At 51.4% G+C, this 25,258-nt stretch carries 19 protein-coding genes; 9 read left to right on the forward strand and 10 right to left on the reverse strand.

Going from position 1 to position 25,258, the window contains the following annotated elements:
- Nucleotides 1–25: 25 nt before the first annotated feature.
- The gene (locus E8E00_RS10390) at nucleotides 26–811 is read left to right on the forward strand and encodes an ABC transporter substrate-binding protein (protein ID WP_096631035.1); all 786 of its coding nucleotides are present in this window, start codon (nucleotides 26–28) and stop codon (nucleotides 809–811) included.
- Here E8E00_RS10390 and tcdA read toward each other — a convergent pair whose 3' ends face one another.
- The gene (gene tcdA, locus E8E00_RS10395) at nucleotides 812–1,630 is read right to left on the reverse strand and encodes a tRNA cyclic N6-threonylcarbamoyladenosine(37) synthase TcdA (protein ID WP_077639487.1); all 819 of its coding nucleotides are present in this window, start codon (nucleotides 1,628–1,630) and stop codon (nucleotides 812–814) included.
- A gap of 27 nt (nucleotides 1,631–1,657) precedes the next feature.
- Nucleotides 1,658–2,578, reverse strand: coding sequence for a LysR family transcriptional regulator (locus tag E8E00_RS10400; RefSeq protein ID WP_168174069.1), 921 nt, complete (start codon nucleotides 2,576–2,578; stop codon nucleotides 1,658–1,660).
- A gap of 98 nt (nucleotides 2,579–2,676) precedes the next feature.
- On the opposite strand from E8E00_RS10400, the gene E8E00_RS10405 reads away from it, so the two are divergent.
- The 3 genes from E8E00_RS10405 (at nucleotide 2,677) to E8E00_RS10415 (ending at nucleotide 5,978) form a co-directional block, all read left to right on the forward strand.
- Nucleotides 2,677–4,005 carry an aspartate aminotransferase family protein gene (locus E8E00_RS10405; RefSeq protein ID WP_096631032.1) on the forward strand — a complete coding sequence of 443 codons (1,329 nt, stop codon included), beginning with the start codon at nucleotides 2,677–2,679 and terminating at the stop codon, nucleotides 4,003–4,005.
- A gap of 28 nt (nucleotides 4,006–4,033) precedes the next feature.
- Nucleotides 4,034–4,864 carry a 3-keto-5-aminohexanoate cleavage protein gene (locus E8E00_RS10410; RefSeq protein WP_096631030.1) on the forward strand — a complete coding sequence of 277 codons (831 nt, stop codon included), beginning with the start codon at nucleotides 4,034–4,036 and terminating at the stop codon, nucleotides 4,862–4,864.
- A 142-nt stretch (nucleotides 4,865–5,006) separates the two neighbouring features.
- Nucleotides 5,007–5,978: a TAXI family TRAP transporter solute-binding subunit gene (locus tag E8E00_RS10415; protein WP_069588547.1), complete on the forward strand. Its 972-nt coding sequence runs from the start codon at nucleotides 5,007–5,009 to the stop codon at nucleotides 5,976–5,978.
- Between the two features lie 74 nt (nucleotides 5,979–6,052).
- On the opposite strand, the gene mltA is transcribed toward E8E00_RS10415, so the two are convergent.
- The gene (mltA, locus tag E8E00_RS10420) at nucleotides 6,053–7,132 is read right to left on the reverse strand and encodes a murein transglycosylase A (RefSeq protein WP_069586646.1); all 1,080 of its coding nucleotides are present in this window, start codon (nucleotides 7,130–7,132) and stop codon (nucleotides 6,053–6,055) included.
- 235 nt (nucleotides 7,133–7,367) lie between these two features.
- On the opposite strand from mltA, the gene E8E00_RS10425 reads away from it, so the two are divergent.
- A complete protein-coding gene (locus tag E8E00_RS10425) occupies nucleotides 7,368–7,592 on the forward strand; it encodes a hypothetical protein (RefSeq protein WP_069586647.1) in 225 nt (74 codons plus the stop codon).
- 73 nt (nucleotides 7,593–7,665) lie between these two features.
- Here E8E00_RS10425 and E8E00_RS10430 read toward each other — a convergent pair whose 3' ends face one another.
- A complete protein-coding gene (locus E8E00_RS10430; protein ID WP_069586648.1) occupies nucleotides 7,666–8,016 on the reverse strand; it encodes a DUF2850 domain-containing protein in 351 nt (116 codons plus the stop codon).
- A 240-nt stretch (nucleotides 8,017–8,256) separates the two neighbouring features.
- Between E8E00_RS10430 and argA the strand changes: the two genes are divergently transcribed.
- Nucleotides 8,257–9,582, forward strand: coding sequence for an amino-acid N-acetyltransferase (gene argA / locus E8E00_RS10435; RefSeq protein ID WP_077455925.1), 1,326 nt, complete (start codon nucleotides 8,257–8,259; stop codon nucleotides 9,580–9,582).
- Nucleotides 9,583–9,597: 15 nt separating this feature from the next.
- On the opposite strand, the gene recD is transcribed toward argA, so the two are convergent.
- The 6 genes from recD to E8E00_RS10465 all read right to left on the reverse strand — a co-directional run bounded on the left by recD (nucleotide 9,598) and on the right by E8E00_RS10465 (nucleotide 22,718).
- Nucleotides 9,598–11,436: an exodeoxyribonuclease V subunit alpha gene (gene recD / locus E8E00_RS10440; protein WP_096631027.1), complete on the reverse strand. Its 1,839-nt coding sequence runs from the start codon at nucleotides 11,434–11,436 to the stop codon at nucleotides 9,598–9,600.
- On the reverse strand, nucleotides 11,433–15,026 hold the full coding sequence (gene recB / locus E8E00_RS10445) for an exodeoxyribonuclease V subunit beta (protein ID WP_096631025.1): 3,594 nt from the start codon (nucleotides 15,024–15,026) through the stop codon (nucleotides 11,433–11,435). Before recB ends, recD begins: the two co-directional genes overlap by 4 nt.
- A gap of 123 nt (nucleotides 15,027–15,149) precedes the next feature.
- The gene (locus E8E00_RS10450; protein ID WP_136588383.1) at nucleotides 15,150–15,716 is read right to left on the reverse strand and encodes a GNAT family N-acetyltransferase; all 567 of its coding nucleotides are present in this window, start codon (nucleotides 15,714–15,716) and stop codon (nucleotides 15,150–15,152) included.
- A gap of 127 nt (nucleotides 15,717–15,843) precedes the next feature.
- Nucleotides 15,844–18,090 (reverse strand): CehA/McbA family metallohydrolase, encoded by a 2,247-nt coding sequence (locus tag E8E00_RS10455; RefSeq protein ID WP_096631020.1) that lies wholly within the window; start codon nucleotides 18,088–18,090, stop codon nucleotides 15,844–15,846.
- A gap of 429 nt (nucleotides 18,091–18,519) precedes the next feature.
- A complete protein-coding gene (gene recC / locus E8E00_RS10460; protein ID WP_096631016.1) occupies nucleotides 18,520–21,900 on the reverse strand; it encodes an exodeoxyribonuclease V subunit gamma in 3,381 nt (1,126 codons plus the stop codon).
- 134 nt (nucleotides 21,901–22,034) lie between these two features.
- Complete coding sequence (locus tag E8E00_RS10465; protein ID WP_096631014.1) at nucleotides 22,035–22,718, reverse strand: DNA-3-methyladenine glycosylase I; 684 nt, start codon at nucleotides 22,716–22,718, stop codon at nucleotides 22,035–22,037.
- An 83-nt stretch (nucleotides 22,719–22,801) separates the two neighbouring features.
- On the opposite strand from E8E00_RS10465, the gene E8E00_RS10470 reads away from it, so the two are divergent.
- The 3 genes from E8E00_RS10470 to hpf all read left to right on the forward strand — a co-directional run bounded on the left by E8E00_RS10470 (nucleotide 22,802) and on the right by hpf (nucleotide 25,114).
- Entirely contained in the window at nucleotides 22,802–23,110 is a 309-nt protein-coding gene (locus tag E8E00_RS10470; RefSeq protein WP_069586683.1) for a YebG family protein, read from the forward strand.
- A gap of 225 nt (nucleotides 23,111–23,335) precedes the next feature.
- Nucleotides 23,336–24,367 (forward strand): 2,3,4,5-tetrahydropyridine-2,6-dicarboxylate N-succinyltransferase, encoded by a 1,032-nt coding sequence (gene dapD / locus E8E00_RS10475; RefSeq protein WP_069586682.1) that lies wholly within the window; start codon nucleotides 23,336–23,338, stop codon nucleotides 24,365–24,367.
- Nucleotides 24,368–24,763: 396 nt separating this feature from the next.
- On the forward strand, nucleotides 24,764–25,114 hold the full coding sequence (hpf, locus tag E8E00_RS10480) for a ribosome hibernation-promoting factor, HPF/YfiA family (RefSeq protein ID WP_069586681.1): 351 nt from the start codon (nucleotides 24,764–24,766) through the stop codon (nucleotides 25,112–25,114).
- Nucleotides 25,115–25,258: the final 144 nt, after the last annotated feature.

Consider the following 25,258-nt stretch of genomic DNA (forward strand, 5'->3'; position numbering starts at 1 on the left):
AACGTCCGTTGACTCAGGAGTTGTTATGTGGCGATGGCTAATCATTTTATTCGCGTTCACCCTCCCGGTGGTTGGTGTTGCCACGCCAAATTTGGTGCTCACGTCTGGCGACTACCGTCCATTTATTTCTGATCAATTAGCACATCAAGGGGTGTTAGCGCATATCGTCAAAGAAGCTGGCAAGCGACAAGGCATGGAGATAGAGATCAAGTTTGTCCTTTGGCAGCAAGCCAAAATAGAGGCGCAAATCGGGAAAGCACACGGCACGGTTGGTTGGGGCTACACCCCAGAAAGAGAGCGCGACTTTATTTATTCAGCCCCCATTTATACTGAGTCTGTGGTCTTTTTCCACCTCAAAAATCGCTACTTCGATTGGCAGTCTTTAGAGAGTCTCAATGGTCTCAACGTCGGTATTAGCGAAGACTATATTGAAGACAATATGCTGGAAACCTTTAATCAAGAGGGTGGCAGCGTCATCATCCACAAATACCCGAACGAGCTCGAGAAGGTGAAAAGCTTACTAACCGGTCAAAGTGATGTGATTATCGGCAATCAATACGTCATCCATGACGTGGTGCGTAATCAACTTCGCAACGACGAAAGTCGTCACATCACATTTCATCCCAAGCCGCTTCGAGTGACCCCATTACATGTCTTATTCAGTCGTCAACACCCCCAAAGCGCACTGTGGGTCAGTCAGTTCAATCGAGGATTACGCCAGTTAAAGATGAGCGGTGACTATCAGCGCGCTTGGAGTGCGTTTCGTATGGGAGAGTATGGGCTGATCGGCATCCCCGCCGAGCAGCCGTAGTTAATCGGCTTGGCGTCTTTTATCCGCCTCGATCAATTTATGTAAAATGCGCGACACCGCGACGAACCCGAAACTGGCCGTCACCATGGTTGCCGCACCAAAACCACTGGCACAATCCATTCGCTTCGGCCCTTGTGCAGATGCCTTGCTTTCACAGACACTGCCATCAGGTTGTGGGTATTTGAGTTGCTCGCTTGAAAAGACACAGTCAATCCCAAATTTTCGACCTTGAGTCTTAGTAAAGCCGTAAAAGCGACGCAAATTGTTACGCAGCTTCGCCGCGAGTGGGTCTTGAATCGTTTTAGTCAAATCCGCCACTTGGATCTGGGTGGGATCGATCTGTCCCCCCGCGCCACCTACAGTAATGACTTTGATTTTGTGCCGCTTGCAGTGAGCCAACAAGGCTGTTTTGGGCTTGATGCTATCGATAGCATCAAGCACATAATCAAAGCGCTTGTCGATATACTCGGCAATATTATCCGGCGAGATAAAATCATCAATCACAGTCACTTGGCATTCTGGATTGATCGCCGCCACACGCTCGGCCATCACCTCGCTTTTGCTTTGGCCAATGGTCGCTTTCAAAGCATGAATTTGTCGGTTGGTGTTAGTGACACACACATCATCCATATCAATCAGTGTGATGGCCCCAATCCCTGTCCGTGCCAGCGATTCCACTGCCCACGATCCCACGCCACCAATACCGATGACACAAATATGGCTCTGGTGAAACACCTCAAGCGCACGACGTCCATATAAACGAGCCGTACCGCCAAAACGTTGCAGATAGGATTCTGATAGGGATTGTGTCATAACCATAGTCTTCATTGATCGCGCAGACAGGCGTTATACCGACTTGCTGATGGGATGTCTAGCCGGATCCCCTTTGAGGGCATCATACAACCAATTGATCACGTGCATAACCGCTGGTGAGCGCTGCTTATATCGCGCGCTGTAAAGATAATAGCCATAGCCGCTATCGATACTTAGCCCCAACGGATTCACAATCTGATCGTTTGACAGAGCAGCTGAGGCCATAAAGGTGGGGATTAACGCCATCCCCATCTGTTGTTTTACGCCTTCAAGCGCCATAAAAAAGTGCTCAAACCCCGCTCCGTATTGCGGATTACTGTCAGCTAGCCCAAATTGTTGCCAAAACTGCTCCCACAGTGAAGGGCGCGTCAAATGAGATAAAACCGGCACTTCTGATAACAACGCGGTCCGATCCAAAGGCTCTGGTAGCAAGGTCACTGATGCAACAAGCGATAAGTGTTCGTGAATTAAACAGACTCCTTGCGCGCCTGCCTGCTGATGAGGCTGACAGCGGATTAAAATATCCAGTTCACTCTCTTTCCCTTGGGGCACATAGTCACTGGCACTGACCACCACAGAAATATCAGGATGCTGCGATTTAAACGCTGGCAGCTGAGGGATCAACCAAAGGCTAGCAAACGAGGGCGGCACCAATAAGCTGACGGACTCATGCCTTGCACTTTGCTGACGCGCTTGCGCTGTGGCATTGGCGATATCATTGACGCTGGCCGATATCATAGTTAAATAAGGCTCTCCGACTCGGTTGAGTCTTACTCCCCCAGCATGTCGCTCAAAAAGTGGTTGACCAATTCCTTCTTCGAGCTGCTGTATTTGCTTGCTCACCGTACTTTGGCTGACATGCAATACCTTCGCGGCTTCTGAAAAACTTCCTGTTTGAGCCACCGCAATCAGTGTTTGAAGCGAGCGCATCGACGGCAAACGCACATTCATCATCCCATTCCTTTTTTGCATGCCTGGTGAAAATATATCCTTTGCGGTTTAAAACACAAGTTCACCATACTGAGTTATCACGCTTGCATTGAGGCCCTCGTATGAGTCATGTCTTTCACCGTCACTGTCATCATCTCCCCCCTACCATTGCCAGTGGTAATGGGATGTACTTAATCGACACTCAAGGTAACGAGTATCTCGATGCATGCGGAGGCGCAGCCGTCTCTTGCCTTGGGCACAACCACCCTACCGTGTTAGAGGCTATCCACCGTCAACTGGATGCTATTCCTTATGCGCATACCGGCTTTTTTACCTCCGCACCGAGTGAAGCACTTGCCGAGAAGCTGGCTGAGCTTGCCCCTTCTTCCATCAACCATGCTTACTTGGTCAGTGGTGGATCTGAGGCAATGGAAACCGCCCTCAAGCTCGCTCGCCAGTACTGGGTGGAAGTCGGCGAGCCCCAGCGCCAACATTTTATTGCTCGACGACAGAGTTATCATGGCAACACCTTGGGCGCCTTATCTGTGGGAGGGAATGCGTGGCGACGTGCGCCATTTGCGCCTTTATTGATGGATACCAGTCTGATTGCCCCCTGTTACGCCTATCGCGATCAAGGTCCCGATGAAACCGCTTACGAGTATGGTCAACGGGTGGCCAACGAGCTTGAAGCCATGCTGTTAGAAAAAGGCCCAGATACCGTCATTGGGTTTGTCGCAGAACCTGTGGTGGGCGCGACAGCCGGTGCATTGACCGCAGAAGCTGGCTATTTTTCTCGTATCCGCGCGATCTGCGACCAGTACGATATTTTGCTGATCCTCGATGAAGTCATGTGCGGTACGGGACGCACTGGGCGTTTTTTCGCCTTTGAGCATGAAGGCATCGTTCCAGATATTGTTGCCATCGCTAAAGGGCTGGCTGCCGGTTATCAACCCATTGGCGCGACCTTAGTCACGGATAGAGTCTATGAAGCGATTGCATCTGGGTCAGGCTTTTTTCAACACGGCCATACCTTTATGGCTCATCCAACGGCATGTGCCGCTGCCTTAGCAACACTCACCACACTTGAGCAAGAAGGATTAGTTGACGCGGCGGAAAAACAAGGTGAGGCGCTTAAAACGGCGCTACATCATCAGTTTGATTCACACCCTTTTGTCGGCGACATTCGCGGACGTGGACTGTTTGTCGCGTTGGAGCTCGTAGCAGACAAAACCAGTAAACGTCCCTTTTCATCTGATCTCGCGCTCCATCAAACGATAAAACACACCGCCATGCATAACGGGCTGATGTGTTATCCCATGGGCGGTACCATTGATGGTAAGCAGGGGCATCACATCTTACTCGCACCGCCCTATATCATTGAATCAACTCATATCGCGGCCATCACCGACAAGTTAGCACTAACATTAGAGATGTGCTTGCCTTCTCAATAACGATACATTAATAGACGAGGGGAAAAGAATGCAAGACGCAAGGACGATCATGGTTGCCCCCAATGGTGCACGCTTACAGCCCTCACACCACCCGAGTGTGCCTGTCACCAGCGAACAGCTTATTCACTGCCTGCACGAATGTGCAGAGGCAGGCGCAACCATGGCACATATCCACGCCCGAGATACACAGGGGGCTCATAGCCTTGATCCCGCGCTAAACCAAACGCTATATCAGCAAGTGATGGATGCCATCGGCGATCGCATGGTGATTCAACTCACCACCGAGGCAGTAGGCCGCTATTCTCCCCAGCAACAGATGGCTCTTATCCGAACCGTCAAACCAGAAGCCGCTTCCTTTGCGCTCAGAGAGCTTGTTCCTGATCATCAACCGGCTCACCAAGCCGTGAAAGATTTTTTTGCTTGGACAGTGGAGGCGCGCATCTACAGTCAGTTTATTCTCTATCACCCTCAAGAATTGGCACGCTATTACGCGTTGAGAGAACAAGGCATTCTTCCCTCGCAAGGTCATCACCTGCTTTTTGTTGCGGGCCGCGACCGAACGCCTCCCAGAGGTGCACCGGAAGATATCGTCGCCATGTATCAAGCTCGTCACTTAGATGACACTGTTCCGTGGTCTGTCTGTGCATTTGGCCAGCGAGAGCTTTCCTGTTTAACCACGGCCGCCTTACTAGGAGGAGATATGCGGATTGGTTTTGAAAACAACACCTTCGATGTCCATGGTCGCGCTGCCCCCAATAACGCATACCAGATCACACAACTGCGCAACACGCTGGAAAAGCTGGGATATTGTACTAAACCTGTACAAGCATTGAGGCAAACCATGACCCAGTCGTTTTAACCCAATACTATTGCTTGCAAATATTGTTAAAAGATTGAAAAAATAGCGCGGTGACACTTTTTTGTCATATTTGCATCGAGTGTCATACCATCTTCGAGGGTGCGCCCGGATAGCAACCTCTAACTAAAAAGGAATCTTAAGCATGAAAGCGATGAAACCAACTCTGATTGCGCTCAGCTTTTCCGCTGCACTAGGAACCGCAGCAACCGCTCAAGCAAATCAGTTTGTGACCATTGGTACCGGTGGTGTTACTGGTGTTTATTACCCTACGGGTGGTGCAATCTGCCGTCTGGTCAATAAAAGCAAAGATGACCATGGTATTCGCTGCTCAGTAGAGAGTACGGGCGGTTCTATTTACAACATCAATACTATCCGTGCTGGCGAGCTAGATATGGGTATCGCCCAGTCTGACTGGCAATATCACGCTTACAAAGGCACCAGCAAGTTTAAAGACCAAGGCGAGTTCAAAGATCTGCGCGCGGTCTTCTCGATCCACCCTGAACCCTTTACTGTGGTCGCGCGTGCGGACGCAGGGATTAAAACCTTTGATGATCTGGCTGGCAAACGCGTCAATATTGGTAACCCAGGCTCAGGTCAACGCGGTACCATCGAAGTATTGATGGACCAAATGGGTTGGGATATGGACAAGTTCGGTCAAATCTCTGAGCTAAAGGCAGCAGAACAATCCAAGGCATTGTGTGACAACAAAATTGATGCCATGGTCTACACAGTCGGCCACCCAAGTGGCGCAATCCAAGAAGCGACTACCGCCTGTGATAGCGTGCTAGTGGAAGTGGCGAACGATGCCGCTAAACAGCTGATTGCTGACCGTGATTACTACCGTAAAGCCGTGATCCCAGGTGGCATGTACCGTGGTAACGATGGCGATGTCACTACGTTCGGTGTCGGTGCGACCTTTGTATCATCGACTCAAGTACCAGACGACGTGATTTACAACGTCGTGAAAGCGGTGTTTGAGAACTTCGATGATTTCCGCCGTTTGCACCCTGCCTTTGCGAATCTGAAGAAAGAAGAAATGGTAAAAGATGGCTTGTCTGCACCGCTTCATCCCGGCGCAGCACGCTACTATCGTGAAGCTGGCTTGATTGAGTAATCAATCACGTTCAAAGGAAAAGCGAGCATTCAATGCTCGCTTTTTTATCGCTTCAACTCCGTGAGTGACACTCTCTAAGGCTGACTCGCAAGCTGGGGCGCCAACGCTTCAAGCTTCCAAACTCGGCCAAAGTGTTTGTAATGCCCCGCACGTTCTCCAGCGTCATTGCCCATACCGTGGTACAAATCAAGATGATTTTCTTTCACCGCCCCACCGGTATCTAATGCCATTAACAGCTTGAGTACATGCTCGCCTGTCCAGTTGCCTTGCTCATCCAACTGAGGCACTTCAGCAAGTAGCACACTTCCCATCGGTAAGTAACGTCTATCCGCCGCCACAGATGCGCCGGCTTTCAATGGAATACCTGCCGTGCCACTCACGGGATCTGCCGCCTTAGGCGTGAAGAAAACATAAGAGGGGTTTTGCTCCAGTAACTCACGAACTTCCTCTTCACCATGAGCCGCCACCCAGTCTTTGATCGCTTTCAGCGACATTTTTTCACGCGGCACTTCACCGTTTTCAATCAAGACCTTACCGATGCTGACGTAAGGGTGGCCATTCTTGCCACCGTAGGCAAAATACTCGAGTTGGTCGTTGTCGCCAAAGTGGACAAAACCACTGCCCTGAACTTCCATAATAAAGTTATCAATCAAAGAAGCGCTATAACCCAGCTCTAACCCCAACCCATCTAAGGCTCCATCGTAAATCGCTTTGCGATCTGGGCAGTCGTCATCGCAAAAGGGTTTGGCATAAACCGGATAGCGGAACAAGGCATCGGGTTGATGGCGCATCTCAATCACTGGTGAGAAATAGCCGGTAAACATCACGTTACCAAAGTCATCACCACCGCCCATTTGGTCGACACCCAGTCCAAACTCAGCAAGTGCTTCCACATTGCCTCCTGCATCCAGCCACGCTTGCAAACGCTGGTATACCGCTTGATGCTTGGCCACTAGCGAAGGCGATTTCGCTTTTACTTCGGCTAACTGATCATTAAACAGACTAAAGTCACGTGGGCTATCAGACACCACGTGTGGCACTGGAGTTAAAATTGATTCAAACCGCCCATCAACATATTGTTGACCACGGTCAGTGGGACGTACACACCCTGCGAGTGCGACCACACACCCCATCACGACTAACGCTTTTTTCACACTGTAATCCAATCAGTAGTTTGTAGCGCTAAGGCTCGCAAAAAGACCTACACTTCGCAATCACTTCTCATCGCTAAGTTGTAACTGTCTGCAAATCAATACAAATTGAATGTGATCAAACCTCGCTTACCTGCCTGAAGTAGGCGACATTCATGAAAGTGTCATATAATTGTTATGTACTGTGTCTGAAACAAAATTGCATAATAAATGCAACATCAAGGGAGTACAGGTTGCTATGGATCTGAAAGTTGGGCGTTCAACGCTTCTTGATACCGATGCAGTGGAATACCAATGGATTCGAATGATGGCCAGTGAGGGCTGCACTCGAAACACTATCAATACCAGCATTCAACGTTGTCTCGGTGGCGATGAAACCACCGCCGATATTCTTCGCCGCGTGGCCATGAAACAGTGTTCGGTTAATGAACTGCTTTCATCTCTCGACGCGGTTAAATACTAGCGTGTAAAGTGGCGCCATATTGCCATTGAACGCAATTGGCGCCTCTTCACTTGCAGCAGCGCTGCGCGCAAACTTAATTCGCCTTACCGAACATAGACGTATAGTGCGCTGGCGATAGCCTTTCTAGCGTTGATTTATTCTCTACGCGATACAGATACTCTTGTGTGCCAATCGTGTACGACAGCTCATCGCCATCAAACGTATAAGCGGTAGTCGCACGACTGCCATTGGTATAAATGCCATCCGAGCGCACCTCAAAACGGTCAGCCGCATAAGGGGCCACCTCTAGTTCCACCCACTCACCGTATAGATCTTTTTTGGTCATCTCAGGGGCAAAAAACTCGGGGCGAGTTGCCACAAGAAAACTGGCGCCACCCGCTAGAATAATAAACACCAGTAAAAATATTTGTTTGGTCAACCGCACGCTACAACCTCACTCACTGATAATCAGGATATTTTAACCAATCCCATTGTCTACTTTAGACGCAGTTTGCAAATCTTGTGAGTTTGGTTCCCAAACAGGAGCTAATTTGCCCCGTTACCTTGCCTCTTTATCGCTTAAGCGCGCAGACGACAGCGCATAGTAAAATGACTAAAGGCTTGACACTTATCACCCAAAGAGAATAAAAAGGCACTGTAAGTGAATATTTAGACGGAAAGGCACGTGAAGATAAGAAGTACCGCACTGGTTAAAGGGTTTCGCCAATCGGCGCCGTATGTCAACGCTCACCGAGATAAAACCGCGGTGATCATGCTGGGTGGCGAAGCGATGGCGGATGAGAACTTTCAGAATATCGTCAATGATATCGCCCTACTCAATAGCCTAGGCATGAAGCTAGTATTGGTGTTTGGCGCCCGTCCGCAAATCAATCGCGCTCTTAATCAGTACGGACTAGAAACGCCTTATCATAAAGGAATACGCATCACCGACAGCCACGCACTTGAGGTGGTCAAACAAGCAGCCGGCCAAGTGCAGCTCGACATTACGGCGCGTTTATCTATGGGGCTCAACAACACCCCAATGGCGGGCGCCCAGATTAATGTGATCAGTGGTAATTTTGTTATCGCGCAACCCTTGGGCGTCGATGATGGGATTGATTATTGCCATAGTGGCAAAATTCGCCGCATCGATATTGACGGCATTCAGCGCCAGCTCGATCAAAACGCAATCGTACTGATGGGACCGGTAGCCAGCTCAGTCACAGGCGAATGCTTTAACCTTACCTCCGAAGAGGTGGCGACTCAGGTCGCGATTCGGTTACGCGCAGACAAACTGATTGGCTTTTGCTCCGAGCAAGGGGTCTTAAACCAAGACAATGAGGTGATTTCTGAGTTACTACCCACCCAAGCCCAGCCACTTCTAGAAGCGAGAGAAGCCGCTGGCGATACTGGCTCTGGCACCAGTCGCTTTTTACGAGGCGCGATTGCTGCGTGTCGCGCGGGCGTTACGCGTAGCCATTTGATCAGCTATAAAAAAGATGGGGCCTTAATCCAAGAGCTGTTCTCGATTGAGGGGATCGGCACCCAGATCGTGATGGAGCGTGCCGAAAAAGTGCGCCAAGCCCAGATTGACGATATCGGTGGGATCTTGGATTTGATCCGACCTTTGGAGCAACAGGGGATCCTAGTGCGCCGCTCGCGAGAACAATTGGAGCAAGAAATCCCACGCTTTACCATCATCGAACGGGATGGGTTAGTGATAGGCTGCGCCGCACTCTATCCGTTTAATGAAGCGCGTACCGGCGAGATGGCATGTGTTGCTATTCATCCAGACTACCGTGATGGCGACCGCGGCGTCATGCTCCTCAATCACCTCAAGCAACGTGCCAAAGCCAAAGGGCTCGAGACCATTTTTGTGCTCACCACCCACAGTTTGCATTGGTTTTTGGAACAAGGCTTTTTGCTCTCCGATGTGTCAGCACTCCCTAACACTCGCCAAGAGCTGTACAACTATCAGCGGCGCTCTAAGGTGCTGACTTTAGCGCTTTAGCGTATCTCGCTACACTCAAGGCGCTATCAAAGCATCCGGTAAACCACTATACCGGGCGGTGCGTGCGCCCACACCGTGGCGCAGCACCGGCCAAGACGCATAAAGATCAAGCTGGCGCTTCGCCCGCGTGATGCCGGTGTAAATCAGCTCGCGGGTGATCACCGGTGAAATGGTGGGCGGACATACCAACACTGTATGCGCAAACTCCGAACCCTGTGATTTATGCACCGTCATCGCAAACGCAGTTTGATGGGCGGGCAGACGGCTGGCAAGCAAATAGCGCACCTCGCCATCGTGGGTTTCAAACGCTACTCGCGTAATCCCCCCTTGCTGCACCGCAATCCCAATGTCACCGTTATACAACCCCAGAGCATGATCGTTTTGCAAAATCATGATCGGTCGGCCGTGGTACCAGGTGTCACGCTCTTTGGCGATCAGCCCTGCCGACGCCAAGTGCTGCTCAATGGCTTGGTTGAGACCAGCGACGCCAAATGGACCTTCAGTCAATGCACACAACAAACGAAATTGGCTAAAGGCACTCAGCACGTCCGCCATCGATAACGGATTTTCGAGCGTTGCATTGTCGAGTGCCGTTAAGTAACTGCGATATCCTGTCACCGCTTGTTGCATCAGGGCCTGATAGCTGTCATCACTCAACACATGGTGGGCAATATCGCTATAGCCGCGTTTTAACACCGCCCCCACCTCAGCCATTTCTCCTCGGTTCACCGCAAAGGCGAGCTGGCCAATGCCGGATTGGGCATCAAAGCGATAGCTCTTTCGCAGCAGACACAGAGCACTGGCAATCGCTGGCGCGTGCGGGTTTTCGGGTACATCAAAGCCAGTCAGTTGGCTTAAACGCGCTGCTTGCGCCGCTGGATAGCCCGCCTCGGCGTACTGACAAATATCGCCTAGCACCGCCCCCGCTTCCACAGAGGCAAGCTGATCTTTATCCCCCAGCAAAATAATGCGTGTTGAGGGCGCCAAGGCATCGAACAGCTGTGCCATCAAAGGCAAGTCCACCATTGAGGCTTCATCGACAATCAACACATCCGCATGCACGGGATTATTTTTATGATGGCGAAACGCCACTCGCTGCGGAATCGCCCCTAATAATCGGTGAATGGTACTGGCTTGGGTTGGCAGCGCCGCTTTCACGTCATGATCAACAGGCAAAGCGGCAATCGCCCGCCCCAGTGATTCAGTCAATCGGTTAGCCGCTTTGCCGGTCGGGGCCACCAGCTTGATAGTGAGCGCTGCAGAGGCTGTACGCTCGGCGTGGTGCGACGCCACCAGCGCCGCCAACAAACGGGCGACGGTGGTGGTTTTACCCGTACCCGGCCCACCCGAAATCACCGCAAAAGGCTGGGTCAACGCGGTGGCTGCCGCCACTTTTTGCCAGTCTATCTCTGCCTGTGAGGCGGCAAATAAATTATCTAGGGTTTGTCTGGCCTCATCCGGTACCGGCAGCGCCGCGAGACGCTGGCGAATATGCCCTGCCACTTGCTGCTCGGCATGCCAGTAGCGATGCAAATACAGTCGGTGTCCGGCAAGTACCAAGGGCGTCGCTTGCGTTCCGTCAGACACCACCGACGCCTGTGCCAATTGCTCGCTTGGCGCTTGGCTATCAATGTGCGCCAATAAAGGCTGCCAAGCGACGTCACTGGGTGGTTGCCACTGGTGAAAATCAAGGCAGACATGGCCTTTGCCCACTTCGCGACTCAGCAGCGCCGCCCATACGGTGATAGCAGCCTTATCTAATTGGGTGTCTTCTTCACCCATCAAACAAGCAAATTGCACATCAATCGCTCGTAATTCCCCGCGCTGGTAAAGTGCCATTAATGCTTGTTTCATACCGACTCTCCAGCAAAGAGGTTGTCCAAGGCGTCAATCAGCGCCTTGTCGGGGCGATGCGCGAATACACCGGTCTCGCCGCTATCACTGGCGCCCCGTAAAAAGAAATAAAACACGCCCCCCACATGGGTGTCGTAATCATAATCTGGGATCCGCTGGCGCAAAAAGCGGTGCAGCGCCAAGGTATAGATCTGGTACTGAAAGTCGTATCGGTGCGCGATCATCGCCTCTTTGAGCGCATCGGGATGGTAATCGGCCACGCTGTCCCCTAAATGGTTCGATTTCCAATCCAGCACGTAATACTTGCCACCGGCGCGGAAGGTTAAATCGATAAAGCCTTTTAGCATCCCGCGCGCCGTCTCAAAGGTGAGCTGGCCAGCTCGGGCAGACAGTGCATCATATCGCGCGGCGAGTCGGTTCAGTCGCTGGCAGTCTAGTGCGGCCAAAGGCATCACGAACTCCATCTCCGTTAATCGACTGGCGTTGTCAATTTGGTTCAGCCTCAACCCTTGTTCATTAAGAGGGTGCTTCAATACCTGAGTCATCCACTGCTGCAATATCGGGCACCACTGTGGGTCATAGTTTTCCAAGCTAAGATGATGGGTAATAAGCTCAGCGACTTCTTCACTCATCAAGTCGGCGGTAAAGTCCACTTCTTCAAATAAGGTGTGTAAAAAGGTACCGGCTCGCGCGCCTTTGGGAAACGCAAAAACCGACCAAGGATCCACCGCCACATCCGCCGTCTCCTCGTCAGCGAGATCATCGTCCGCGTCCAAGTCGTAACTGGCTAATGTTGGCAAAGCACTGATGTGATGGCTTTGTTTTAGCAGCCCTGAGTAACTGGTTAACCGCCACTGTCGGTCAATTTTGCCGTCAAACTGACGGGCGGTTAGCGCCTCGTGCGCCCCCGTTTGAGGGGTATAACGACTATCATCTGGCTCAGGTGGTGCGACCACCGCCACCGCATCGCTCGCGCTCGCCAATCCAGCCAAACTCTCGGCCAGCAAGCTAGCATCACCGGCTTCTCCATGCTGGAGCAAATAACCGAGGGCCGTTAAGTGCAAAGCCGAGTCTTTTTGCCGACTGTTACCTTGTTTAAGGGGCGCACAGCCGATAAAACACCCATACACGGCACGGGTCACCGCCACATACAGCAAGCGGATATCTTCAGCCAGCCGCTCTTTTTCAGCGTGTTCTTTGCCTTCATCGACATTATCCAGCGCCAGCACCGGCTGATACTGTTCATCATGATAAAACGGTTGGCTGCTTTCGCGATACTGACAGGCAAACGGCAAATAAACCAGATCGTATTCCAAGCCTTTCGATTTATGGATGGTGACGATTTGCACCAAATCACGCTCCGACTCCAACCGCACCTGCTGCTCCTCCGATTGTTGAGCCGGCTCGGCCATTCGCTCTTGTAACCAGCGGATCAGCGCGTGTGGGTTGTCCAATTGCTGGCTGGCACTTTGCAGCAACTCCGCGATATGCAAAAAGTCGGTCACACAGCGCTCGCCTTGCGGCATCGCCAACCAGTTTTCTGCCACTTGGCGAGCACTGGCGACTTGGCGAAGCATCGGCATCACCCCACGGCGCTGCCAGGTATCACGGTAATGGCTAAAGGCCACCACCTCTTGCTCCCACAAGGCTTCGTCTTGATTGAGTAACGCCAGCTGCTCAGCGGTCAGGCCAAATAAGGGGCAGGCTAGCGCTGCCCGCAACTTACGCTCGTTTTCAGGCTGCATCACCGCCACTAAGATGCGCTCAATATCGCTGGCGACAGGGCTGGCGAACACATTATCACGGTTAGAAAGATACACAGACGCCACGCCTTTTTCGGCTAGCGCTTGCTTGACCAGCTGTGCCTCGCGTCCGGTGCGCACCAACACAGCGATATTGTGCGGCTGAATGTCGGCTCGGCCGGAAGGTGTTTGTAGATAACTATTGCCCGCCACCGATTGGTTGAGTACCTGAGTGATATGCTGTGCGGTACTCACCGCCAAGGTCTGTTCAAAATCTTGCTTGGCACACAATTCATCCGGGCTGTGATGCCAAAAGGTGAGCGCGGGCTGCTCGTTTCCCTCCACCACCAGCGCCTTTTGTTTGGCGCTAGGCGAAGAGGCCACCTCTAAAAAGGGAATACTGTCTTGATAGACAAACGGTGCCTTCGCACGTGAGAACAAGGCATTGACCCCGCGCACCATGCCATCTGTCGAGCGCCAGTTGGTGGCAAGGTTATAGTGATCACTCACCTGTGCACGGGCATGAATATAGGTGAAGATATCGGCGCCACGAAAGGCATAAATCGCCTGTTTAGGATCGCCAATCATCATTAAACCGGTGCGCTCATCCTCTTCCCCTGTGTCTGTCTCTGCGTCTGCGAATACAGGGGCATCGTCCGCCACTGGCGGCTGATAGACAGTGCTAAAAATCTGATATTGCAGCGGGTCGGTGTCTTGGAATTCATCAATCATTGCCACCGGATATAAGCTGCGAATACGCGCGGCCAACTGGCCTTGGCTATCTTGGTCAAGTGCGCTGGCAAGCTGAGAAAGGAGATCGTCAAACGAGAGCCACCCTTGACGGCGTTTTTCTTGGCGGAGCAGCTGCCGAACTTCTTTAATCGCCAGCGCGGTTAATCCCGGTTTTAACGTCGGCGGCTGATCAACCAATGCCTGAATTTGATCAAATAGCGCTAGACTCGGTGGCTCAGCTTTACTTTTGGCCGCCAATGTCTGTTGGGCGAATTTTTCCAATTTGTCAGGCAACTGGTAATCAAGCGTCTCGGCATTGGCCCATTGTTCCATCGCATTCAGCCAGTTTGCCAGATGATCTTTGCGATAACTGCGGCCATCGAGTTTAGCGGCGCTTAGTTGTTCGGTGATCTGCTCTCCCGCCTCGCGCCATGCGCGCTTCACCCCGTCAATCTTAGCAATCGCCGCTTGGTGTGCCGCCATGAGATCTTCGCCGAGATCAGGTGCCTTGACCGTGACAGCCGGCCCGGATAAATAGGGCGCAATCTCTTTTAATAAGGCTTCCGGTGCGGGCCAGTAGCTGCTCACCACACCGGCTAACGATTTAGGCAGCGGATAAAAACGACGACGCCAAAAATCGGCCGCCGCGCGCGCTTTGATCTGTCGCTCGTCGGTGACAAATTCATGACTGAACAGGCTGCCCGACTCAAACGCATTTTGGGTCAGCATCCGCTGACAAAAACCGTGAATGGTATAGATGGCCGCCTCGTCCATCTGACGTTCGGCCTCTAACAGTCGCTGCGCCGCGGTTTTACGATCGCTAATCTCTGCCAGCAAAGGTTCAATGATAGGATCGTCACTCTCACCGCGCATAAAGGCAAAACGGGCCTCATGAATGCGACGCCGAATACGGTCTTTTAGCTCTTGGGTTGCCGCTTCGGTAAACGTCACCACCAGTATTTGCTCGACCCGACACGGCGCTGTGCGGCCATGCCCAAGCAACAATCGCAGGTACAAGCCAGCAATGGTAAACGTCTTTCCGGTGCCAGCGGAGGCTTCGATTAATCGGACGCCATCAAGTGGCAAGGTGAGCGGGTTGAGGATCTGCGGTTCCATATCATTATTTCATCGCCTAGTCTGCCCGCTATTGTAGCAACCCCTTGGGGTAAAACATATTCTAACGAAGGTAACCAAGCGGAGCCGCTAACGTTTTAAGAAACGGAAGTACATCCTCGTTGGTCACTCAGCAGCCACGCTTGCCGGAAGCCTTAAACCGCCCTCTTCATAGCTGAATCGAATAAAAGTCTTGATGAGGTCACGATCTTTTTCTTCACTACGTTGGTACGCCTCTCCAACTAGGTCACGAACGACGGATTGCCAGAAGAAATGGGCCGGCGTGTTTTTCAGTAAAACGCGAATTTGCCAGCTCCCTTGATGCTGAGCGACTAATTGCTTGAAAGCAGCCTTGCCAACGTTTGAACCACGAAAACGGTTTATGATAAAAAACTGATCCATATCTAAACACGACATATCCTCAGGATATCGACGTAGCATCGCAAACCCTGCCAGTTCATTATCCGCATAAATAAAGTAGGCCCAATGATGAAGGGCGTCATCATACGGTGCGAGAACATGATCGGGGACACTAAAGCATCCTTCCTCAGTTAATGGCAACGCTGTAAATGCCGACATGTCATACATATAAAGCTGAAAAAGGTTCTTCAATACTGTGTGAGATTGGGAAGAGACGGGAGTTAGCGTTATGTCCATACTACCACCTTTTGGTGCTGCATAAGCTGGCAGCATGGTGAATCACTTGCTGCTTAAACTTATGATCCTAAGAATAAAACAGGTTATACCATAAGCAGAAAACGCGTCACGATCAAAAAAGGCCAGCATCGCTGGCCTTGGTTCATTGATTGAGACTCGAGGTTTACGACTGAATCCACACTGGGTTGGTCCATGCCGTGCTGCCGTCTTTATCTTCCACTTCTAGGTTGATCCAGCCTTCTGCATCCGCAGGAATAGACAGCGATAGCTCAAGACGCTGTGTGCTCTCTTCAGGGTTAATGGTAATGCTGTTTAGCACCTCACCACCTTGACCGATTAAGCGCACTTCTTTGAGGCCATCAGCGGCGACGACGTTAATATCCCATTTATCACCTGCCTTGGCGGTTTCACCAAACATGATGTTTTGTGGGTACAAGATTGGTCCCTGCGTGGCATAGCCGTGACCGGCTTTTAACGCTTTGGCAAAGGCGAGCGGCGTCAATTCGCCGTCAACGTGCGCCATCATACGAATACGACCGGTGAGCTGGTTCCACGCATCATGGGTATCAGTACCCGCGGTGAGGTACATGGCTTCGCCTTGATCCCAAAGCTTGTGCGCTTTTTCAAGCGTCGGCTCGTTATCGACACGTGCGTTAAGTTCCATCAGATCGAAACGGTCGGTCTTACCGCCCGGCACCGCATCCTTAGCGATATTGGTGAAGTAGCCATAATCGTTATATGGATGGTTCATCGGCACCACTTCTGCACCCATCTCATGTGCAGCATCAATCAGAGTATGTACGTCATCAGTACCCGGATCGACCGTCAGCGCCGCGCCATTATCGATGGGGAATGGATTCATGTGACCCCACGATGGCGAAATCTCAATCGATGGAATGAAAGGCACACCACGTTTCGCTGATAAGTCAGCAAACACTTTGTGATTAATGGTGGAGTCGTGATCACTGATAAAGGTCAGATCCAAGTCGGTAGCTAGCTGAGCACGCACCACGATTTCTGGTGGGGTTACTCCTTCCAACACATTACCGTGGTGGTGCAAGTCAGCGCCATACCAATGGTTACGATTTGGGAAGGTAACCTGAGGCACTTTCACCACTTGTTGGTTGGTTTTGCCCGACTCGAGCGTTACATCCAAGGTTTGTGATTCTGCAGTAAAGCCCGCACCGGCGTTAATGCCCAGCTTGTATTCACCCGGTGCCAGTTTTAGCTCAGCATGGCCGGCTGGCAGCAAGTCAGTGAAGAAGGTGCGTTTACCCAAAAATTCAACCGGTGGCGCTTGGCCTTCAATGATAGTCACACGCGCATCTTTGGCTACACCAGAGTCGGCTTCTTCTACGTTAAGCGCAAGCGTCGCTGGGCTTTTCAGCGATGTGAAGTCCAGTGTCTGCTCACTGTCCGCACTCACGGTAATAGATTGCGGCTGGCTGTTCGCATGGCCGGTTGCCGTGCCATAGACTTGGTACTTGCCTTCTGGCAAGGCCATGCTGTACTGACCATCTTTAGCAAGCGTCCACGCGTAAGGGTGGCCGTCTTTTTCAATCATCACAATCGCATCGGCAGGCACGTTACCATTGTCGGCGCGAAGTTGGCCGCTAATGGTGCCCGTCGCTTCGCCATGACGCTCAGCTTCGGCTTTAACAATCGGCGCCATATCACCGTTTGGAACAACCTGCAGCTTTGAGTCAAAGGTACGGGTCTCACCGGCTTTAAGCGTGTGGCCCAAATACATGTCGCGGCCATTGTATTTGATGCGATCAAAGTAAGGCGCATGCAACGCAAACGCCCAATCTCGGTCATACGCGACCATGCGATCGGCAAGGGCGTTATCCGCCATCGCTTCTTCATTGCCTTCAAGCCCCGGCACTGCGAACTGATAACCCGTATCCGGCCAAATCGTGTGGCCTGATTCCAGCTCAAGATCGTCTTCGCCTTGGTTGGTCATCACGGTTTTCAGCCCAATCGAATCAGAGCCAGCTTCCAAGGTATACCAAGTGGTAATGTCGACCTTGTCGAAGTTACGGCTCACTTTGATCACCGCTTTTTCATCGCTGTCTTCCACAATCTCAATCGACTTACGCTCGTTCGGCCAAGCCGACCAGCTGTTGGGGATGAAATCTGCAAAAGCGACTCGGTCTAGATCAATTTTGCCATTTTTCACCGCCGCGAGATCCACCAAGGTGCCACGTGGCACACCCCACGGTGGCGCAGACTCAACCGCCAATGCAAACGCGACATGCTCGTTTTTTACAGTGATGTCTTGGGCGTGCGTTGCCTCGCCGTCGGGAATCGCCGTTTTACCCTGTGTAATGCTGACGTCGGCATGCGCTGAGGCACCCAACAGTAGTCCAGACACTAAGGTCGCCACCGCGCTTTTTGAGAATTTATGCATGAAGGCACATCCTTTTTTCATGGTTTGTTATATGAATTTTCGATGACATTGTGCGTTAACTTAATTATACGTTCAAATAAAAAACCAACAAAACCCATCAACAAACCCCAACAAAGGTATGCACACTAATTTTATTTAATTAGTCAATTTGCTGATATTTATAAACAAAATTATATAATCAACCCAAAAAACAATAGGCAAACGAATGTTTAGACCACGAACAAATTAATCCATTAAACACATGCTTTTGACTAATAAACAAACAACAACGTGATAACAATCTGCTCTATTGGCGTCTCACGATGCATCGCATTTAACCGTCTTGTTCACCACGCTCCTAAAAGAGATATCGGTTAAATATTCTTTTTTTGCGCATAAAAAAGCCAGACAAGACGTCTGGCTAATAAGGTACGGCAGGAAGATAAGACGCTAACGTTTTTGTCGCTGCGCTAGCATCGGCATTAAGTGGCGATCGCCTGTCGCTAGCAGCGCCTGGCCGAGGCTCTCTCGCCATTGCGGCCAAACACGGTAGATGTAAGGATCTTGCCCTTCGCCAGGATTAAATCCCCCCACAAACGTATCGCGTATCGCTTTTAGGGCTTTGTCTTGGCCGGTTTCACTGTTATCAAAGCCTTTTTTGCCATCTCTGGCTTTTATCCCCGCTCCGACTGAGCTTGGCAGATAGGTAAGCGGCTGGTTGAGGCCATGTTGATAGTCTTCAACCAAAGCTTGTAAGTGTGCAAGCGCGTCATCTTTGCTGAGTGGGGAAAACTCGATGGTTTCTTTCACCCCCACCAGCGTACTCGGCACGGCTTCGCCCATCGCGCATTGACATAAATGATCGATCCATACCGCAAGCTGATGACGCACGGTCAGATCGCCGCAATGAAAGCGGACCAAACAGTCTTGATAACGCCGGTTGAGCCAACCTTGCAGTTGTACCTCACCCAACGCAGTGGGAAGGGTCAGATTAAGCTCAAGATCTGGGCGCGGCGCGGCGAGTAAAGGCGTTAAACGTTGGTACATATCACGGATCACCGTGACTTGCGTATCTAAGGTCAGTTCGCCAAAGTACGCCAAAGGCAACTTGCCCTGCCCACGCTGTCGAGCCATAAAGTCCTGCACACTTTGGAGGCTGTCATCGGTTTCAATAAAGTGCGCTAACAGCTGATCGCGCAGCTGAAAGCGGTGCAAGGTATCTAAACTAAAGGGTTCAAATTCTTCTAACGGCGCTTCTAACTGCTCAAAGAAGACTTTTAAGCGGCGTTGGAAAAAATAGCGCACTGGCAACCGCCAAAAGCGCTGCAATTCAGCCAACTCAATCACAGGATCCTGGTGGCTGTGCGGATCAGGGTTTAACGCATCACCAATAAATGCCGGCAATTGCGTCCCTTGTCCTTGAGCAGCTGGTAGCCACTCTTGTGCATAACTTCCAGCACCGGAAAAGGCATCAGGGCTAAAGGGCGTTAGCGGATGGAACTGGATAAGTTTTTCTTCCAACTGCTGGCGTGACTGCGCTTCGGGTAAGTCGCGGTCACCGGCCAAACAGTAGCCTTGGGTGCAATACTCAAGCAACTCGGTGACCAGTACCGATGGGACTTTTAAACTGTTGTCTTGCACTGAGCGACCGACATAACTGATATACAAACGCTGCTGTGCTGACTGCAACGCTTCTAAAAACAGGTATCGATCATCGTCACGGCGCGAGCGATCTCCCGCCCGCGTGCGTCCCACCATCAAATCAAAGCCGACACTGGGCACTGTGCGCGGGTACACGCCATCATTCATCCCAAGCAGACACACCACACCAAAGGGAATGGAGCGCATCGGCATCAAGGTACAAAAGTTGACCTGGCCGGCCAAAAAGCGCTGGCTGACTCGCTCGTTATTGAGGCGACCATTAAAGTAATCGCGCACCACGGGCAAGGTTAGCGTATGGGTAAAGGCGGCATCGCTAAGCTGCGTTAGCCAACTGTCTAACTGAGTACGGATCAATTTGACCGCTAACTCTTCATCGCCTTCAATGGCGAAGCAGTCATCCAGCATTTGAGTCAATCGCGCCACCCATGCCTTGCCATCGCATTCAATCGCCAACTGCTGCTGGTAGTAAATTAAGGTGTCAATAAACAATCCTAAACGCCCAGCCAGCTCCGCATTAAGTCCTTGGACTTCATCATAAGGGACGGTGTCTGCAAACAAGCCGGCCTCACTCGGCATCGCGTAGCCGAGTAACATACGTTTCAGGCCAAATAGCCACGTATTTTGATACTGCTCGGGCAAGGCAAATTGGCTTGCGGTATGGGTATCAAGCCCCCAGCGAATACCGGTTTCTTCCACCCACTGCTTAATCTGATCAAACTGTTGGCTGTCGATGGCAAAACGGCGCGACACCGCCGGCACCTCAAGAATTTCCAACAGCTCCGCCGCACTGCATCGACTATCAGGCAGGGTGAGCAGACGCAAAAAGGCGGCTAACACCGGGCTTTCTTGATCGGCGCTGCGATCTGAGATGGAAAACGGAATAAAACGCTCACTCGGTGCATTACCAAACACCGCTTGAATGGCGGGGCTGTAGGCATTGATATCCGCCACCATCACAATCACATCGCGGGGGCTCAGTGATGGGTTGGCCTCAAACATCGCCAGTAGCTGATCGTGCAGCACTTCGACTTCGCGCATCGGGCTGTGACAGGCATGGATTACGATCGAAGCATCATCTGGCTCGATTTCTGTTTTCGCCGCACTGGTTTCAGTCTGCTTGGGATCGCCCGGCTCATTCAAATCCAAAATATCGGCTTGGATGTGATGCAGAAGATTATCGCGAGTGACCTCAACAAAGCCGCTATCAATCTCATTACAGGCCATTTCCGAGAGCAGCAGTAAGTTATCGCGCCCCAGTTTTCCCATCGACGCCAACAAGCTGTTTCCTACTTCACCGTGCTCAGGCTCATCAAGCCCCAGTGCCAATTGGCTCTCTGCGGGGATGTCTTCAATTCGGCTGATCTTATCCCGCGCCAATGCGGCACGTTTAGCCAGATAGCGCTTGTCGCGAATATCGCCCCAATAATAACGGCATGGATTGGTGAACATAAAATGCACCTCCACATGCTCGCCCAGTGCTTGCAACGCATCCAGATAGCGTGGTGGGAGCGCGGAGATGCCAAACACAAAGACCCGCTCAATATCAGCCAGTCCCTCAGTTTTGTGCTGATGACTGGTTAAGGTATCGATAAACTCTTGATACAAGTTGGCGCGATGATAAGGCGATTGACCCAACGCCAAGGTGTGATCGTATAAGCGGCGCCACAGTTTTTGCTGCCAAGGCTGCACATCGTCAAGCTCGGGGACCGGTTGTTCTTGCTCCCATGCCAGCACCCACTCGGGGCGATAGACCAAATACTGGTCGAAAATATCGGCCACTTTTTCGGCCAGCTGGTAAGCACGCTGCTGATCCTGGCTGTCTTCCAAGTACGCGGCTAAATCAGCGAACTCTGGCGCATCCAGACAGCTGGGTAAGATATCCATCAGCTTCCATGTCATCGACTCTTTATTGAAATCACTGCGCTCAGGCACGCCATCCAACACCCGCAAAAACAGCTGCCAGATAAAGGTAGCGGGAAGCGGGAATTCGACGTTAGCGACAATCTGCTGCTCATTGGCGAGTGCCATTTTTAACCACTGCGCCATGCCGGGGCTTTGCACCAGAATAAGTTCTTTTTGAAAAGGGTCAGACAGCGGTCGCTGTTGGATCAGGGAGACCAACAAGGATTTCAACAGATCGAGCTGATTAGAGTGATAAACAGTAAACACAAGGCGCACACATGGGAAAGATAACTGGCATCGATTGTGGCCGATTGCCGTGATAAGCGCAAACCGCCACCAACACGCCGAGACCTCGCACACGACTTGCTAACCGTGTGATAGCACAGCAAATCGCTGCGCGATTAAACGCGATTGTCACCCACACTGAATGCGATCAGCTGGCTGATATGGTTCAGTGAACGGCCTGACTCTTGTTGCCACTCATTAAATGCCTGTTGCGCCGCTTGCATCGCCCGCTTAGTCTCTCGGCCGCTATCAACGATTTTAGTCGCGCGCAGGTAGTGCTCGATATCGCGGGTGAACAAGAAGGTGTCCTTGCCCATTCGGCGCAAGGTATAAGCACCCGTATTACCGCCTAAACGCTTACCATGCTTTTTTAAATACTGCCATAAACCGACAATGTCTTCGCTGGGCCAATCGGCGACAAACTGGCTAAAACTGCCGTGCGATTGCTGCACGCGGTGGATCATTTCCGCGTTGTGCGGAATGGTCATCACCTTGGTAAGGTGACGAATAATCGCTGGATTGGTGGCTTTTTCTTCCCACATTTCCGGCGGCGTCAGCAGCATTTTCTCAATATCAAAGCCCCAGAACACCTCTTCAAATCCGGGCCATTTTTTACGCACAACCTGCCAACTAATGCCCGATTGAAACACCTTCTGGCTAAACGCCGCGAGCCAGCGATCATCTGGTATCTCACACAAGGCATCATATTCAAGCGGTGCCACCAGCATATGCTCTAACGCACGTTGACCGCCTTTGCGTTCGGCGGCACGTTGATAAATAGTGCTAAATTTTTCTCTCATGTCACAATCATGGCAGGGTCAGTAGACAATGGCCCTTATCGTACTGTATAAAAAGACAGTAAATCAACGAAGAGAGGGTGATTATGGCCGTTATCGTCAAGTACGTGGTCGAACGCGAAGGAGAAGAGAAGATGACATTTACCTCCAAAGCCGAAGCCGATGCCTACGACAAAATGTTGGACATGGCAGACGCCTTGTTCGATCTGATTGAAGAAAGCAAACTGGTAGACGACGAAGAAAAGCGTGAAGCCTTGTCGCTATACCTAGCTGAACATAAAGACTCTGTCCTCGAAGCGCTGGGCGCCAAGCGCAAGGCGGCAAAGAAAAAGCCGGCTAAAAGCGAGACCAAAGCGGACACAAATAGCGACGACAAAGACGCCGACGCAGCCTAATGTTGTGATTGCTGACCCTTTTAGGATCCGCGAAAGAGCAAGCCCAGTGGCTTGCTTTTTTTATGCCCGCCCCCTTCACCACCTATGCATTAAGGCGCATCGCTGCCCCGACCTGTGCGGTTTTTTCGTCAGCCGCCGTTTGATCGCTTCCAACCACTGCCGCTTGTCTTTAAGATGAAGCGTTAGATGTTTTAAGCCCAAATATACACAAGGAGATCTTCCCCGATGGCAAGCTTTGCTCTGGCGCTAGGTACAGCGACCAAAAACCAGGACGGTAAAATCATTGAGGCCTACTTCCCGGCACCGCTACTCAACCCGAGCGATGAGCTGGTTAACGCACTTAGCGCCCTCACCGACTATACGTCGGGTAACCAAGTGATCGAGGTGGCGCCTGAAACATGCGGTGCGATCAGCGAAGCCTTCTCAGCGGCTGACGCCTCTCAAGCGGCAACCTTTGCCAATAAAGCGCAACAAACCACACAACCCTTGGTACTGGTGATCCTCGAAAATGACATCAAGCCAGCGTCAGTGGCGGAAGGCTTCCTCAAGCTTCAACTGATCTCACACCGCTTAGTCAAACCACACGGTGTGGTACTTGACGGACTCTTTGGTCTGCTACACAACATTGCTTGGACCAACCAAGGCCCGATTGACTTGCCGGAACTGCCTGAGCGTCAAATGGAAGCTCGCCTGAAGGGCGAAACATTGACCGTTGAGTGCGTGGATAAATTCCCGAAAATGACCGATTACGTGGTGCCTGCTGGCGTGCGTATTGCGGATACCGCCCGAGTGCGTTTAGGTGCCCATGTAGGCGAAGGTACGACAGTGATGCACGAAGGCTTTATCAACTTCAATGCCGGTACTGAAGGTGTCAGCATGGTTGAGGGCCGTATCTCTGCAGGAGTCATGGTCGGCAACGGCAGTGATATTGGTGGCGGCGCATCAATCATGGGAACCTTGAGCGGCGGCGGCCAGATTGTCGTTTCGATTGGCGAAAACTCACTACTCGGTGCCAACGCCGGCCTTGGCTTCCCATTGGGCGATCGTTGCACCATCGAGTCAGGCCTGTATGTCACCGCAGGTACCAAAGTCACCATGCTCGACGCCGACGGGAATGCGGTCGAAAGCGTTAAAGCACGTGACTTGGCGGGCAAAGCCGACCTCCTGTTCCGTCGTAATTCAAAAACAGGTGCCGTTGAGTGTTTGACCAACAAGAGTGCGGTTGAGCTCAACCACGAGCTACACGCCAATAACTAATGCTTTGATTATTTATCAGCGCATTATCAGGCGGCCATCATGGTCGCCTTTTTTATGCCCAGTTTGCTTGAGCTACTCTCGTTTCACCGCAGTGCACCAAAAAGCACAAGCTGATTTGTGGCACATTTTTAACCACAGCGAAAAGTAGAAAAACACATAGGCGCGACGCGGCCCTGACTGGCGGGTAAATCAGCATTCGTGACCTCTCCCAAGGTAGCATTTTTGTCTTTAAGTTCAAGGGATTTCATGCTTAACAAATGTCAGGATCCGTGAAGGCTCACAGTTCAACTTTTCGTTTTTTCTCCCCCCTTTAAACTTGAGCCAAGTCACGTTATCAAAGGAGGAAAGCGGTAATCTGAATATGAACCTAATACAGGGGAACAAAGAGGAACGAGTATGAGAGTGGAAATTGCAGGCAAAAACATCGAAATCACTCCCGCCATCCGTGAGCGCATCGAAAGCCGCTTTGATAAGTTGGCCAAGTGGCAGGTGGCACTCATCAATCCTCATGCTGTGATCAGTAAGGAGCCAAACCATCAGTTCAAAGTAGAAGCCAAAGCAGGGTTGCCAGGATCAACCATCGTGGCCTCTGCAGAAAGCGATGACATGTATAAAGCGATCAACGAGGTGGGCCAGAAGCTCGAAAAGCAATTAAATAAGGTCCAACACAAAGGCGAAGCACGCCGCAACGACAAATCAACGGCAACGGTTGCAATGGAAGAAAATGCAGCCGACGAGGAAATCTAACCCGCATTGCATTACCTCACCCGCTAAACATGTCAGCCCCGCCCCCGCGGGGCTTTTTGGTGCTTGACAGCATCCCCCGCTGTCAATATGGTTAATTGACACGCAAACATAACAACCAAGGCCCTATGCTGATTATTGCTCGTT

It is taken from the genome of Salinivibrio sp. YCSC6, from assembly GCF_004916735.1.
GTDB classification, from domain to species: domain Bacteria; phylum Pseudomonadota; class Gammaproteobacteria; order Enterobacterales; family Vibrionaceae; genus Salinivibrio; species Salinivibrio proteolyticus.

Coding starts and splice junctions, on each gene's coding strand:
- E8E00_RS10390 (WP_096631035.1), top strand. CDS start 26: ATGTGGCGATGGCTAATCATTTTATTCGCGTTCACCCTCCCGGTGGTT.
- tcdA (WP_077639487.1), bottom strand. CDS start 1,630: ATGGTTATGACACAATCCCTATCAGAATCCTATCTGCAACGTTTTGGC.
- E8E00_RS10400 (WP_168174069.1), bottom strand. CDS start 2,578: ATGATGAATGTGCGTTTGCCGTCGATGCGCTCGCTTCAAACACTGATT.
- E8E00_RS10405 (WP_096631032.1), top strand. CDS start 2,677: ATGAGTCATGTCTTTCACCGTCACTGTCATCATCTCCCCCCTACCATT.
- E8E00_RS10410 (WP_096631030.1), top strand. CDS start 4,034: ATGCAAGACGCAAGGACGATCATGGTTGCCCCCAATGGTGCACGCTTA.
- E8E00_RS10415 (WP_069588547.1), top strand. CDS start 5,007: ATGAAAGCGATGAAACCAACTCTGATTGCGCTCAGCTTTTCCGCTGCA.
- E8E00_RS10425 (WP_069586647.1), top strand. CDS start 7,368: ATGGATCTGAAAGTTGGGCGTTCAACGCTTCTTGATACCGATGCAGTG.
- recD (WP_096631027.1), bottom strand. CDS start 11,436: ATGAAACAAGCATTAATGGCACTTTACCAGCGCGGGGAATTACGAGCG.
- recB (WP_096631025.1), bottom strand. CDS start 15,026: ATGGAACCGCAGATCCTCAACCCGCTCACCTTGCCACTTGATGGCGTC.
- E8E00_RS10450 (WP_136588383.1), bottom strand. CDS start 15,716: ATGCTGCCAGCTTATGCAGCACCAAAAGGTGGTAGTATGGACATAACG.
- E8E00_RS10455 (WP_096631020.1), bottom strand. CDS start 18,090: ATGCATAAATTCTCAAAAAGCGCGGTGGCGACCTTAGTGTCTGGACTA.
- E8E00_RS10465 (WP_096631014.1), bottom strand. CDS start 22,718: ATGAGAGAAAAATTTAGCACTATTTATCAACGTGCCGCCGAACGCAAA.
- E8E00_RS10470 (WP_069586683.1), top strand. CDS start 22,802: ATGGCCGTTATCGTCAAGTACGTGGTCGAACGCGAAGGAGAAGAGAAG.
- dapD (WP_069586682.1), top strand. CDS start 23,336: ATGGCAAGCTTTGCTCTGGCGCTAGGTACAGCGACCAAAAACCAGGAC.
- hpf (WP_069586681.1), top strand. CDS start 24,764: ATGAGAGTGGAAATTGCAGGCAAAAACATCGAAATCACTCCCGCCATC.